Below are 14,749 nucleotides of genomic sequence, written 5' to 3'. Positions count from 1 at the left end.
TTGCTTGCTATGAGCATATTGAACAATAATAACAGTAAAGAGTAGCTTTTTGTAAGGAGGAGAGCTGATTTACATGATGCATAGATCTATACGTTTATAAAACTTCTTTTCGAACACTAAAAGGCAAAGCGTAGCGACGCCCTGGGTATTCAATGCCAATAAAAAACCGGTGCAACAGCAATTGTTCTTCGTGCACTTCAGTTCCATGCACCGGAATAGCCAATGCCCGATTATGAGTAAATTTAATGTAAGATGTTGGGATGTATAATGTTGTATATGAGGTTAATGGGATGTTTAATTCGACAATTCGACAGTTGACCAGTACGACAATTAGCAATTCAACTTATAAACCTGTCAACTTTTCAACAACATCCTACTCAATAAAATCCCTTAATTCACGCTTGCAGGCTCTTTGGTTACGTGGTTTTATGGGTAGTGATTCCTGGTGTTTGAGTTTTTTATACAGGTCGTGACACATCACAATACCTTTTTCTAGCAGGGCTTTCTTTTCCTTTCTGGTAATAGATGAAAGGCAGGTGATCGGGTGGAGGTTTTCCAGTTCAATCCAGTCCTTTAAATTACCTTTTTCGGGGTAGTCCCAGCCAAGGAGTGTCAGGCCATAATCGCGGCCAAATTTAATGGCATCTTCCGTAAACCGTGTATTGGTAATGATCCAGCCTTGCGTATTGGTGTTTTTCAGTTGTTCATCGAAGTGACGAACACGGTTCAGGTCATCAAAGCGGGAGCGGATATACATGGGTACTTTAACATTGGTTTTGGTGCCCTGGTAATTATGAAACTTACACTCCACAAAAATATGTTTATGCTCAGTGGTAGCCACCACATCAATTTCATGGCGTACACTGTAGCCATTCACCAGTTTACCAACTTCCACCTTAAAGCCTCGTGCCTTAAAGAGCTCACCCACAAAATGCTCAAAGGGATATCCTGATGGGCCCAGCTGCAGTACGGCTTGTTTAAGGCGATAGTTAACAGCTGTTTTACGCTCCTGCTTTTGCAGCATGCGATATGCTTTGGTATAAATATCACTTGTCAGCATACCATCGTGTAACTCCATGCTAATGGCTTGTAATATTTGATTAGCCATGGTTTCGCTGGCACCTGAACGTACCAGTGAATCAACCAGTTTATGGCTTTCAAAATAAACCTGTTCGCCCGAAGCTTTTTGTATCAGGTAATTGGAAAGTGACTTTGTATGCATGCTATGACTTTTGAGTAAAGATAGGGATTTTGATGAATTGTGGGACGACGATTCTTCTTTTGAAGTAGTTTAAAGTTATATTGAAAATCCGAAGCAATATCCTGATTTCATTGACTCCTGCTAATTTTTTCCGTAACCTAAGGTTAGGCCATTACAAATTGAGCATTGTCGTTAACAAGCAATCGACCACGCTCGAAATACTCCTGCAACATTAAACAACCTCATTGAATAGCTGCTGCTTGATGATCGAGGTATAATAGGTTGTTTTTTCACTAAAGAGCCTTATTTCCTTCGCAAATATCTTCTGATGGTGATAAAATGGCTTCGGTAATTGCCAGGTATGCCGTCGGCCTTTCTTCGGTATTTCTTCGGAACGCCTTCGGATCAACCTCGCTGCCAGCGAGGTTGATCCCGAATAAGACCCCTGTTTGGCAGAGGGCAGGGGGCTTGCAGGATAGTCCGGCTTAAGGAACGAGAATAATTCAATAATCAGGCTTTTTTTAAATACGCGATTTAAGGTGGGTTTAAGCGCTTATCTTTTTATGGTCGACATCTCCTATGCAAAAGTTTTTTTCCTTAAAATTCTTCCGAACATTACCGAATGAAAATCGCGTGCATTTCAGCTGCTTTATATTGCATGTTGTTTGTGGTTTTGAAACGCTCCATTCTGGTGGTAACTTGTAGGTACTAATTTAACCTTGGTCAGTGTTCACTTTTAAAACCATACTTATGAGAAAGCACAAGTTTCATCCACACATTAATGCAGGCCGTGAAGGCAATGTTATTTTTTATGTGACAGACGATCAAATTCGACTGCGTAGTTACAGCCGCCCCCGTGATCCCAAAACAGAAGCGCAACTCAAAAACCGGGAGTTGCACAGGGAACTTAACTGCATCAGTTCGCAGACAAAAGCCTTACGACAATTTTGTTTTAAAGCTGTTCCCGCTTATTCCAATTCTCACAATGCATTTATAGGGCTGCATAAGCAATTTATTCGCCAGGCAGGGCTTACTGAAGGCAAAGTCTTTGAAAGTATTCATTGGTCGACCGGTAACAGGGCTGGTGCTGCTTCCATTCGTGTTAAACGGAGCAACGATAAGTTTACTTTACATTGGCACCCTGGTAATATGACCGCCATATCCGATTCAAAGAGCAAGGTCATATGGGTATTACGCAATAAGACACAAGGGTTTTGGAGGTAGAACCTGAACGCCGGCAGGCGTGAAGATGGGCAGTGTATGATAAATCTGCCCAATGGCAATTATATGGATGAATACCTAATTTGGATTTTCTTTTATAACTCTAAGATCAAGCGTTTTAGTGAGGACCAGATTGCGCATATGGAGGCAGGCGTAGCGGATTATAGCAAGACCTTTGGTGGTAATAATGATACGCTCTGGCATCTGTTTGACGGAATGTGTCAGAAGATTATTGCCCAAAGAAATGAAGAGCGAATAAACTGGTAAACAATGTTTATTGTTTTGCATCTGTGCGAATGGCTTTAGTTGCTGTTACCTGCTGCGAAAGTAGTTTTCGACGCGTCGCAGCCAAACCACCGCAACGGCAAAAAGCATACGTGGAATAATAAGTACAGGCATTGAGTAACCCAGGCTCACAAACAGCAGGGGATCTTCAAGCTGTGAATGGGAGATGGCCAGGTGGTGATTGAGCAGATCACATTCTTTGGGCTGAAGTTGACCCTCGTCTGCTTTTTGGAGCATTACTGCCGAACCGTAGGCCAGGCCAATGGTGTTGCCTATCATCCATAAAAAAGATGATTCTTTAGGTAGGCCCATGAGCTTCATAAATGGTGCCAGTGGTTTAGTCAGGTATTTTAATATCCCAAACTCCTCGAGAATACGTTGCACAATTAGCAGGGCATTCACAAGGATCACGATTTTAAGCAATGTGGCACCTATCTGAGGCAACCATGCTGTGATAGCCAGCGACAGGTCACTGTGTTGGCTCTGGTAGATATATGAACCGTCAGAAGGGCTGCCTGGTAGTGTCAGGTTGAGCAGAGCTCCCACTATAAAACTGGATACAAGGCGCAATAAGAGCATGCGTATGGCCGATGAACTTGTCTTTTTTAGAATGGCGGTTTCAATTAAAAAGCCATGTGAAATAAGGCACATCACAGCCAGTATGGTGCCGTCTCTGGTTGGCAAGGCAAGTGTTGTGAGTACAGCAACCACTGAGTAGATATTGGTGAAAATACTTGTTACAAGCACAAGGGCTGCCACTCCCGGTAATCCGATTAACTCAAAGACAGGACTGGTATATTTAGCCATTATGACCAGTAAGCCAAAATAATCGAGCAGGAGAACCGCGAAAGAAACAGGTAAGGTCAACTTAATAAGCCACACAGATGTTTTTAAACCCATTGGCCATGCCTGTTTTACACACATTAATAAGCGCTTGCTGTATTGACTCATTTTGCCTTCTTTTATTGAACGCGCAAAGATATAGAATCGAATGAAATGCTGTTGGTGTTCAGGCAAATTTGTGTTTATCAGCTATATCTCCTATATTCAACTCTATCAAAGGGAAGCTGAATCAAATGGGTAAAATAAACTTCACACTGCTTGTTTTCTTATCGTTTCAATGTGCACTGGCCGAAAACGTCAAAGAGTATTACCATACCACTCACTTAACATCAAATGAAGGCTTGCCTCATAGCCTTGTTTTTGATATTCAACAAACAAATGACGGATTTATATGGCTGGCGACCAATAATGGACTGGGGCGATATGATGGTTATGAGTTTAAAACATTCAGACCGGTCAGTAATTCAAAAAACTGCCCCCAGGGAAAATCAATCAATCGTTTGTTTGAAGATGCCAATAACAATTTATGGCTATCGGTTCAGGGTATTGGACTGAACAGGTTGAATTTATCCACCAGGGTTTTCTCTTATTATAACGACCCGGATTCGGCAACAACTGTTGGTAATGATGTTTTGAGTTTCCATCGATCATCTGATGGCACCTTGTGGTTTGGTACCAACAAAGGGCTTCATAAGTACAATGCCGGATCCGATAGTTTTGTCAACTGTTTGCCAGAGGAGCTTGTGTTCAATGTGCATCAGATCGATGAGGATGCAACAGGTCGATTGTGGATTGGAACCTATGGTAAATTGTTCGTTTTTGATCCGGCAAAGGAAGAGCTCTTTAGTGTATCTGAATTAATAAGCCCTGAAATTATTGAGAGTACGGCTATTACGCAATATGCTATATGGAGGGAACAGTACCTGGTATGTTCAACTTCAAATAATGGTTTGGTGATATACGACCTGCTTAATAATGAGCTTAATAAGCATTTATTTAAAGGGGAAAATGTCCATAGCTTTTATGTAACGGGAAGCGGACAACTATACTTTACCGTTTATGCGGATAAGATGAGCCTGTGCATGTATGAAGGGGATTTTACGGGAGATGGAAGAATCAATGAATTGACCTCTTTTCCTGAAAATGTTAATCCTATGGGGGTTAGTTATGCGCATGATTCAAAAGGGGATGTTTGGATGGCTTTGGGTAACCAACTGATTAGAATAACGAAAGATAAGATCGTAAGCCAGGTAATAAGCAGCAATGAAACAGGTGTTTTGCAGGGAAATATATTTATTTCATTGATCGATGATAAGGATATTCTTTGGTTGCGAAGTGAAAGAAACGGCGTTATCAAAATAGATCTTAATCAGAACAGATTCTTAACGTATCGTCACCTGGCAGATAGAAGTGCCATTATCAGTGGTGAGAATATAAGCATGGTTTATGAAGATTCTAAAAAGAACATATGGGTTGGTTGCCATAGTAAAGGGGTGGTGTGCTATGATCGTAAGGCGGATAGCTATTCAAACTACCTCTATGATCCGAATCAGTCCAATACCCTGTTGTATAGAGCCCCGGCTGGTATTGTGGAAGATAAAAACGGAGATATATGGATCGGGTTTTATGACGGATGGCTGCAGAAAATCGATCCTCAAAGGAATGAACTGATGCATTACAGTCCTATGGAATCTGATGCTACTACCTATTTTGATGGTTTTGGTATTCGGGCGATAATTGAGGATAATAATGAAAACCTTTGGTTTGCAACCAATACGAAAGGGCTGGTTGAGTACGATTTTAAAAGTGAGCACTTTATCTATCACTCAGAGCTCTATGAAGAAGATTATCTAAGCAACAGCCACTATCGCTTTTTAACGCAAACCAAAAACGGGATTTTCTGGACGGGAACACAGAATGGAGGATTGGGACGCTACGATAGGGATAAGAAGGAGTTTATTCACTATAAGGCCAATCCGGATGATACAAACTCGATAAGCGGCAATACCGTTTACTTTGTGCATGAAGAGAGTGATTCTATTTTATTTGTTGGAACAGATAAGGGTTTAAACATATTTAACCGCTTAAGCAAAAAGTTTACACCAATACCCATTATAAGTGAGGGCGTACTGTGCGCTATTTACCGGATATATTCCAACGGAGATGACTTATGGCTAAGCGGCGACTGTGGAATTGTTAAGTTTGATAAGCATACCTACCAATACATCGTCTATAATAAGGGAGACGGGTTGCCTGTTAATGAATTCAATACAACAGCCGGCAGTCAGACTTCAGGTGGAGAAATATTTTTTGGGTCATCAAAAGGCCTGGTGTCATTTCATCCTGATGAGATAAAATCAAATCCGTTTTATCCAAAGCCTGTACTTACTGAACTAAAGATATTTAATCAAGCAGTGGCACCTGGCGAAGAGCTAAAGAAACGAGTGGTTTTGCGTAAGACCATTTCGGAAACAGATAGCCTGGTTCTGCCTTACTTTCTAAATGATTTTACCATTGAGTTTTCATCCACACATTTTGCATCACCAACAAAGAATAAGTACCAATATCGACTTGAAGGATATAATTCAGAATGGATAATGACCGACGCAGACAGGCGATGGGCTAATTATACAGGCTTAAAACCGGGTGAGTATACCTTTGTGCTAAGGGCATCCAATAATGATGGGATAATGTGCCTTCCGCAGGACGAAGTACATTTGACGATCATCATAACCCCGCCCTATTATGAAACCTGGTGGTTTCGTATACTCATGGTGTTTTTTATAAGTTTCATTATTCTTTTTGTCATCAGGTACCGGATGCATGAAATAAGAGAACAAAAGTTGAATTTAGAGGCTGAAGTAGCGGAGCGTACCCGGGAATTAAAGAATAAGAATATTGAACTCGAAGAAAGTCGCATTGAGGTATCAAAGCAAAATGAGGAGCTGGAAGCGCACAGAAACAAACTGGAGCATTTGGTTGAAGAAAGAACCGTGTATTTGGAAGAAGCACTGAAAAAAGCAGAAGAGAGTGATCGGCTTAAAACATCATTTCTTTCAAATATGTCGCATGAGATAAGAACACCAATGAATGCTATTTTGGGTTTTACAGAGATAATGCGTGAGTCGGATGTTGAGATGGATGATATTCATAACTACATTAATATCATTCATAATAATGCAGAATCGTTGCTGAATATTCTAAACGACATCATTGACATATCCATGATCGAAACCAACCAGTTAGTGATCAGTAAGAAGCATGTAAATGTGAAAGAACTGGTCAGCAATGTCTTTGAAAGCTATTTAAAGGATGGCGTCTGCATTCAGAATCCCAAGGTGGAACTGAAACTGCAGGGTGAGGACATTGAAATTATCACCGATCACAACCGACTCAGGCAGATCTTAAATAACCTGATAAACAATGCGATAAAGTTTACGCCTGCCGGGCAGGTCTCTGTTGCGTATAGAAAAGAAGGCGGCTCATTGCTTTTTGAGGTGCAAGATTCAGGTATTGGTATACGACCCGAGAGTATCAATCATGTTTTTGACCGTTTTTACCGCATCGATGATTCTAACGAGGTATATGGCGGTAATGGTTTGGGGCTGGCAATTACAAAAAGTCTGGTGGAAGGCCTTGGTGGTGCCATTTGTGTTGATTCAGAATGTGGTAAAGGCACTTCCTTTCACTTCACCATTGACACTGAATAGGTTTTGATATGCAGTATTAAGGTTTGTTATTTACATTACAACCGCGTGAGTGCGACAGAAGTGCGCTTAAACACAGATGATGGTTTATCGGCTTAGAGAGCATGTCCATGCGATTTGATCATGAGGTAAATTTTTTAAAGGCACAGATTGCATATCTGCGCCATCGGGGGGAAGCAATTTTGCAAGCGGCCAGAGAGCCATTCACACTAATCCAGCACTTATCTTATTTTTATGCTCAGCTCTTCCCGCGGCAACTGCGATTTGACAAACCTCCTTCATCACCTTAAATTATCGCACGTTGAGATAATTATTTACTAAAAAAGGGAAGATGAAAACAATTACTATGGTATTGCTGATGCTGGTGTCACCAGCTATTATGGCACAAATGAGTAAAGATGAAGCAGAGGTTAAGAAGGTTATTGATGATGAAACCAGCTATTTTATGCAACGTGATTATGATGGATGGCAAAGCACGTGGGCTCATCAGTCACCTATATATTGGGCAGTAGCTACCCCCAATCAATACATGGAACAAACTTCATGGGAATCATTAAGTCAGATGATGAAAACCATGTTTAGTAATAATCCTGAACCCATTAAGGAATTTGCCAGTAAGACTGATTTTAAATTTCAAATGGGCAAAGACCTTGCCTTAGTTACCTTTAAGGAAGGTGATGATTCAGGTACCCGTGTGTTGATAAAAGACGGTAAGCAGTGGAAGATAATACAGATGACCGTTGTTAAAAAGGCTGAATATGAAAAGGTGGATAATTTGGGATTGCTTAATTGGGCTGTTGGAACCTGGAATATGGATGCATCACTATCATCTGTGGATATGCCATGGGCGGACGAAGTGGCTAAGCAAAGCTGTCACATATTAAAAACGCCTACAGGTTATAAAGTCAAGTCATTATTTACCAATAACCAGGGTGATGGACAATGGCATATGTGGGAGGTAAAAGAACTAAATATTGATGGAATGAATAATTTTCTGCCTGTTTTTGTTAAAGCCGGAGGTGGTAACTGGCTTCAGGCGGCAATTGGAAAGGCAGTGTTTAAAGATGGGCAGTTACATATCAGTTATCATGTGGTTGATAAGCCTGACAGAGAGGCTCGAAATGAGGTGTATACCTTTGATCCAAAAGGCAGTATTACATTGGAAGGTACTTTTTTTGGGGAAGATGGCGAAAAAGATAACACCTATAAGTATGTGTTTAAGCGTTAAAGTGTGGTAGGAGCCATAAAATATAAGCGAGTGTTCGAAGGTGCTTCTTACCTTTTGAACACTCGCTAAATTTATTATTCAGGGATATATGAATACTCAGGCAGGTACCAGGCTCTTGAGCTTTCCCACTTTTGCACCACTTTAAGTGTTTTTTTGTAGAGGTTTTGGTAATCTTCAGATTTCATTAGAACAGTCCTTATCCCGTCTAGTTTCTGAGCAGCATCGATCTCATCTTTAAATCGCATGACAACCCAAATTCGTTCTTTAGTTCCCATATAGCTTGGGTAAGTGTCAAAACCTTGCTGGATATTGTTGCTTTTGTATAAGGCAACCCATTCTTCCATAATTTTCTTTAACTCGCGCATTTTACCTGGCATCGGGTAAATAATCGCAAGGGTTGTGTATTTGTATTCATCCAGGTTATCATGGATTTCAACAGGATAATATGACCTGGATTTACTCCAGTAAACGATGTAGTTATGGCCGTGGTTATAGGTACCATCGTAATTTTTCCAGACCTTTTCCCAGCCAATGGAATCAGCCTTTGCTACAATGCCTAATTCCTTGTATATACTGTCAACATAGGCGATGTTGGGGCCCATTGGCGTGTTGAAAAATACATTGAATTCATCATCGCGGAAAGTGTACACCGGGTATTTGTAGTTGTTATCCTTAAAAAATTGCATGTTGGATTTAACAGCCTCCATGTATTCAAAATACATAGAAGGTTTAACTTCATCTTCGTAAAGAAAAATCGGAATGTAGTTTTCTTTGACATTTTGTTGTGCAGAAACACAGGGCCATAGCATGAGTAGTGCTATCGCAGCAATAAATACTTTTTCTTTCATGATACAGGTTGTTTGTAAATAAATGTGATAGTAATAAATTTACCGTGTATAATGCAGAAAGTCAATTATTAAGGAGCTTGTTTGTGTAAGGGAGTTTACTTTAAAACAGACAAAGCAAAGCTCTCAGCAGCCATTTCTAGATACATGCCGGCATTTAAAACAGAGTCATTGTTGCTTTGGGCATATTGGCTGATTGCATCCAAATACTTTATAGAATAGTGAGTGAGTTCATTTTGACTTAACTCGCTAACACCGCAGAAAACAGCCAGTTTTTGAGTGCTTAAACTGTCGGTGATGCCTTTGATGACTTTGCCGGCGAAGGTTTGTCGGTCCAGTTTGCCTTCGCCCGTAATGAGCCAGTCTGCATCTTTGATCTTGTTATCAAAATCAGCAATGTTTTTAAGCAGTTCAATACCAGATTTTAATTCGCCATTTAAAAAGGCGATGCATCCTGCACCCAAACCACCAGCCGCACCGGCACCTTTAATGGACTGAAGATCGAGGTGCAGTTGATCTTTAACAATGCGCTGGTAGTTTTTTAAACCGGCGTCGAGTTGAGCAATGGTTTCTGAGTCAGCCCCCTTTTGAGGCGCATAAACAAAGGCTGCTCCATAGGGGCCGTAAAGGGGGTTGTCAACATCGCAGGCAATTTCAAACCTCACGTCCTTTAGTTGTGGATGGACATCGTGGTTATCAATTTCATGCAATAATTGCAAGTCCGATCCAATGCCTTTTAATGTCTTGCCACTTGCATCGAAGAATCGATAGCCTAAAGCACAAGCCATACCCAGTCCCCCGTCGTTGGTGGCACTACCGCCAATGCCCAGGATAATATGGCGGGCTCCTTTGTCAATGGCATCCTTAATTAACTGGCCTGTTCCGTATGTGCTGGTATTTAAGGGATTCAGTTCCCCAGGAGCAAGCAAGCGCAGACCTGAGGCTGCTGACATCTCAATAAAGGCAGTGTGTTTATCTGCCGACAATAAATATGACGTGTTTATTGGACGAAAGAGCGGATCATGCACCCGGATTTCTTCCCTGTGACCATTTATATGGAAATTAAGTGCATCAACAGTGCCATCGCCACCATCAGCTAAAGGACACTTAATGATTTCGACAGTATTGCAATGCTTTAGGATGCTGTGTTCTACAATATTGCAAAACTCAAGCCCCGATAATGAGCCTTTAAACTTGTCGGGTGCAATAACAATTTTTGTCATAGAGATGATGTTTTATTGGTTTTTGGCAACACTATCAACTATTCCAAATTTATCATCTTTTAAATTAAACAAGCATATTATTTCTGCATTACTATAGAGAAGCCTGGGGATTACAATTCAGAGCTTATTTTCTTCCATTAAGGGTGGCATTAAACATGATACCAAAATTGTGACTGGATAGCTTTTCTTCGGCGATATTACCTTCCTGGTTAATTCCATTTGTGTGATGATAATAGGCCGCTACTCCAATTCCCCACTTTTTACCTACCCACCATTCTTTTCCTGCCTTTAACTGCATACTGAACCCCCAGTCAGTTGAAATTGAGATGTCTTCTTTATCATTTTCCAGAATGAAATTTCCCATGCCAAGAGAAGATGAAAAAAAGATGTTGCTCCCTGTATAATAGGTTAATCCTGCGCCAATCATTCCTTCTGATAATGAAATATCGTTATCAGTCTTTACATCATTTATGTTGAATTCATCACTGCTTACTTTGGGGCCTGTTACACCATGTGAAAGAATTGTTGCATGAAGAATCAGGTTTTCAGTTAATGTTCCACCTATCTTTAGGTCAAATGCACCTCCAATGCCTTTATAAGTTGATAGTCCATAATATTTCGCATCAGATTCCATTTTGGTGCTGTTAACGCCTAATGCCATTGATAAGAAAAAGCCCCTATGTCTACGTCCATTATATTGTTTGGGTAAACTAAAGTCTTGAGCAGATAATTGGAGGCAAATGACAGTAATTGAGAATAATAAGATGGTTTTTCTGAGTATAGATGAAGTTGTCATATTAATGGCTTAAGTTTATAAGCGATTTTAAATTTATTTTGTGAAATAATAAGTTTTAACAGATTGTAAAACAGCCTTTAATGGTGTTATTATATGGTTGTTTTATTATGATCTGATCTAAGTGTACCCTTAGTTTGATGCAAATATATTAATTTATGTTGATTTTGTAATGGTGATTTGCGTTTGAAAGTCATGAACAAATTCCACAACTTTCTTTTTATATTACAAACTCACATAACAATCCGATATGTCTAAAACGTGCTACCATTGCGGCAGCCCTTCACAATCGTGGGTGCGGCATGATGATAAAGACTTTTGCTGCGACGGCTGCGTCATGGTTTATGATATTCTTAAAGAGAATGATATGGGGGCTTACTACGATATTGAAAAAGCCCCGGGTATTCGCGATAAGAAAGCGACCATTGAATATTACGATTACCTGGATCAGGAAGACATCAAGCGGTCTGTTCTTGACTTCTACGACGGTTCAATGGGGCGTGTAAAACTATATATTCCCTCCATACATTGTAGTTCATGTATCTGGCTGATCGAAAACCTGCACCGCCTGCATAAAGGTGTTATCACATCAAGTGTTAATTTCAACAGGCGCGAGGCTGCCATCACATTTAATGAGGAGGATATCAAACTGAGTGAATTAATGGGCTTGCTGGCCTCTATCAATTATAAGCCCCATATTAAGACCGAGGAACAAAAGAAAACCGCCAAACGAAGCAAACGTTTACTGGTGAAGCTGGGAGTGGCCGGTTTTATTTTTGGTAATGTGATGCTCCTGAGTTTTCCCGATTACCTGTCGGATGATATTGCCTTAAATCCCGAAATTATAGCCTGGTTTAAATGGATCAGCGTTCTGCTGTCCATGCCTGCCATGTTATTTTCAGGCAATGAGTATTTTATTACTGCCTGGAAAAATATAAAGCGGGGTATTGTGTCCATTGATATGCCCATTGCCATTGGTATCATCGCTATTTTCGTGCGCAGTCTGTTTGAAATTATTACCGACAACGGGTCAGGGTATCTTGATTCATTGACCGGACTGATCTTTTTCTTATTGATAGGTAAATGGTACCAGGCTAAAACATATGAGGCATTGAGCTTCGATAACGATTATAGTTCCTATTTTCCTCTTGGAATTACCAGGATTTCAGACAATAAAGAGGAGATTGTGCCGATCAGTGAATTACAATCAGGTGATAAGATACAGGTTCGTAATGGTGAGATCATACCTGCAGATGCCAGGTTGTTGTCCTTGGGAGCTTCAGTTGATTATAGTTTTATAACCGGTGAATCTGTTCCGGTGCGCAAAGCTAAGGAAGATTTGATTTATGCCGGTGGACGTGTCATTGGTAACGCCTTACTGCTTGAAGTTGAGAAGAAAGCGGAAACAGGTTACCTGGCTGAGTTATGGAAAGAGCGCAGCAATGCTGATGAAAAGGAATCAATGATATCGCATACATTAAATGTGGTGAGTAAGTATTTCACCATAGCTATTATCCTTATCAGTACCTTAACAGGATTATATTGGGCCTGGCAGGATAGTACCAAGGCGGTGATGGCTTTCACCTCGGTACTGATCATTGCCTGCCCTTGTGCATTGGCATTATCGGTCCCTTTTGCCTTTGGACACGCCGGGCGTATATTGGGTAAGAATCATTTGTACCTGAAGCTTACCTCGATAATAGAAAAGCTGACAAAAGTAGATGCCATTGTGTTTGACAAAACAGGAACCTTGACTGATCCTGAGCATTTTAAAGTGGAGTTTGAAGGGGCCTTGCCAGATCATTATACACAGTCTTTAATAAAATCAGTGGCATACCAATCGCGCCACCCCTTAAGCCGCGCCCTGGCAACGCACTTGAGTAAGGCTGACCTGTTTGAGGTTAATGAGTTTAAGGAGCAGGAGGGAGCAGGTGTTGAAGCCCTTGTGATGAATATTCGTGTAAAACTGGGGTCCTCTTCTTTTGTTGGAGCAAAGGCGGGGACCGGCAATGCATCGGCAAAGGTTTACGTTAGTCTGGATGATACACCTGTGGGTTATTATACCATTAAAAATTATTATCGCGAGAATTGGAAAGAAATGCTGCAAACGGTTCAGCAATACACCGATGTTCATATTCTTTCAGGCGATAACGATGCAGAACAAGGGGCTTTAAGTCAGATAATAGATGCAGAGCACATTCATTTTTACCAGACACCGAAGGATAAAAAGGAGTATGTTGCACAATTAAAAGCTGAGGGAAGAACTGTTATGATGGTGGGCGATGGCCTCAATGATGTTGGTGCACTTAAGGAAGCTCATGTAGGTATTGCAGTGGCCGATGATGTGCACCAGTTTTCCCCGTCAAGTGACGCGATTATCAGCGCCTCTGAATTAACACAACTGCCTCGTTTTATTCGTTTTTCCAAATCAGCGCTGAAGATCGTTTATGCTGCCATAATCATTTCATTCCTTTACAATGTAGTTGGATTATCATTTGCTGTTTCGGGCCAGTTAAGCCCACTGTTTGCAGCAGTTTTAATGCCCCTAAGTAGTGTTTCTGTTGTGGTTTTTACAAGTGTTAATGTAATGCTTAGCGGAAAAAGAAAGGGATTGTAGGTTTTTGTTGCATTGTTGAACTGATAAACTGTCAAACTGTCGAATTGTTGAACTGTCGAATTGATGAACTGTCAAGCTGTTTAAGGGTTTAAGAGTTTATAAGTTGAACGATTAAACTATTCAACCACTAAACTATATAACTGTCGATAGCTATCAGCAACTGATTTGTCGAACTGTCGAATTGATGAACTGTCGAATTGATAAACTTTTCACATAAAATTTATACACAATTAGGCATTTACTATGCCGGTGCATGGAACAGAAGTGCATTGAAGAACAATTGCTGTTGCACTGGGTTGACGGGCGTTAGGTAACCCGGGGCGTTGCTGCGCTTTGCCCACGAGTGTTCGAAAAGATTCAAACATTCACATATATAGTGTTTTGCAAGCTGTAAATCAGCTCTCCTCCTGGCAAGGAGGAGTACCTCGACGAAGGAGAGGGGAGGTGGTTTTAAGTCTTTTTTATAAATTAGTTTTCAACAATATAAGAAAGATATGAAAAGTAACCGGCAAGAAATGATTTATAGGAGAAAACTATTGAGAAACAGAGCAACTCCAGCGGAATGAGAACTTTGGAATTACCTTAAAGGAAAAAGAATATGCAATCTGAAGTTAAGGCGACAACATTCTATTGGGCAATACATTCTGGATTTTTATTGTCCTCAATTAAAGCTAGCTATCGAATTAGATGAGGAATACCATGTTTATAATGAGGAATATGACAGACTTAGGGATAGGAATCTTAGTAATATGGGTATTACAACATTACGATAAGAAAATCTTATGG

At 40.6% G+C, this 14,749-nt stretch carries 10 protein-coding genes and 1 pseudogene; 6 read left to right on the top strand and 5 right to left on the bottom strand.

Annotated elements, in window-relative coordinates; genetic code table 11:
- Positions 1 to 373: 373 nt before the first annotated feature.
- Entirely contained in the window at positions 374 to 1,222 is an 849-nt protein-coding gene (locus ACRD69_RS24805; protein ID WP_430817829.1) for a restriction endonuclease, read from the bottom strand.
- A gap of 729 nt (positions 1,223 to 1,951) precedes the next feature.
- Here ACRD69_RS24805 and ACRD69_RS24800 point away from each other — a divergent pair.
- Together ACRD69_RS24800 and ACRD69_RS24795 are read left to right on the top strand one after the other, a co-directional pair.
- Positions 1,952 to 2,425: a hypothetical protein gene (locus ACRD69_RS24800; protein ID WP_430817828.1), complete on the top strand. Its 474-nt coding sequence runs from the start codon at positions 1,952 to 1,954 to the stop codon at positions 2,423 to 2,425.
- A 63-nt stretch (positions 2,426 to 2,488) separates the two neighbouring features.
- A complete protein-coding gene (locus tag ACRD69_RS24795) occupies positions 2,489 to 2,689 on the top strand; it encodes a hypothetical protein (protein ID WP_430817827.1) in 201 nt (66 codons plus the stop codon).
- Between the two features lie 45 nt (positions 2,690 to 2,734).
- On the opposite strand, the gene ACRD69_RS24790 is transcribed toward ACRD69_RS24795, so the two are convergent.
- Positions 2,735 to 3,658: a hypothetical protein gene (locus ACRD69_RS24790; protein WP_430817826.1), complete on the bottom strand. Its 924-nt coding sequence runs from the start codon at positions 3,656 to 3,658 to the stop codon at positions 2,735 to 2,737.
- A 125-nt stretch (positions 3,659 to 3,783) separates the two neighbouring features.
- Here ACRD69_RS24790 and ACRD69_RS24785 point away from each other — a divergent pair, with 125 nt between their 5' ends.
- Together ACRD69_RS24785 and ACRD69_RS24780 are read left to right on the top strand one after the other, a co-directional pair.
- Positions 3,784 to 7,260: a sensor histidine kinase gene (locus ACRD69_RS24785; protein ID WP_430817825.1), complete on the top strand. Its 3,477-nt coding sequence runs from the start codon at positions 3,784 to 3,786 to the stop codon at positions 7,258 to 7,260.
- Positions 7,261 to 7,588: 328 nt separating this feature from the next.
- A complete protein-coding gene (locus ACRD69_RS24780; RefSeq protein ID WP_430817824.1) occupies positions 7,589 to 8,485 on the top strand; it encodes a hypothetical protein in 897 nt (298 codons plus the stop codon).
- 74 nt (positions 8,486 to 8,559) lie between these two features.
- Here ACRD69_RS24780 and ACRD69_RS24775 read toward each other — a convergent pair whose 3' ends face one another.
- From ACRD69_RS24775 to ACRD69_RS24765, 3 genes are all read right to left on the bottom strand, one after another.
- A complete protein-coding gene (locus ACRD69_RS24775) occupies positions 8,560 to 9,333 on the bottom strand; it encodes a hypothetical protein (RefSeq protein ID WP_430817823.1) in 774 nt (257 codons plus the stop codon).
- 95 nt (positions 9,334 to 9,428) lie between these two features.
- Positions 9,429 to 10,553, bottom strand: a complete 1,125-nt coding sequence (locus ACRD69_RS24770; protein ID WP_430817822.1) for a glycerate kinase — start codon at positions 10,551 to 10,553, stop codon at positions 9,429 to 9,431.
- 124 nt (positions 10,554 to 10,677) lie between these two features.
- Positions 10,678 to 11,349, bottom strand: coding sequence for a hypothetical protein (locus tag ACRD69_RS24765; RefSeq protein ID WP_430817821.1), 672 nt, complete (start codon positions 11,347 to 11,349; stop codon positions 10,678 to 10,680).
- 247 nt (positions 11,350 to 11,596) lie between these two features.
- On the opposite strand from ACRD69_RS24765, the gene ACRD69_RS24760 reads away from it, so the two are divergent.
- A complete protein-coding gene (locus tag ACRD69_RS24760) occupies positions 11,597 to 13,963 on the top strand; it encodes a heavy metal translocating P-type ATPase (protein WP_430817820.1) in 2,367 nt (788 codons plus the stop codon).
- Positions 13,964 to 14,544: 581 nt separating this feature from the next.
- Positions 14,545 to 14,736, top strand: a pseudogene (locus ACRD69_RS24755) (endonuclease domain-containing protein); the annotation flags it as partial.
- Positions 14,737 to 14,749: the final 13 nt, after the last annotated feature.

The organism is Carboxylicivirga agarovorans (genome assembly GCF_050589845.1).
In the GTDB taxonomy this organism is placed as follows: domain Bacteria; phylum Bacteroidota; class Bacteroidia; order Bacteroidales; family Marinilabiliaceae; genus Carboxylicivirga; species Carboxylicivirga agarovorans.
This window is presented reverse-complemented; position numbering and strand designations above follow the sequence as displayed.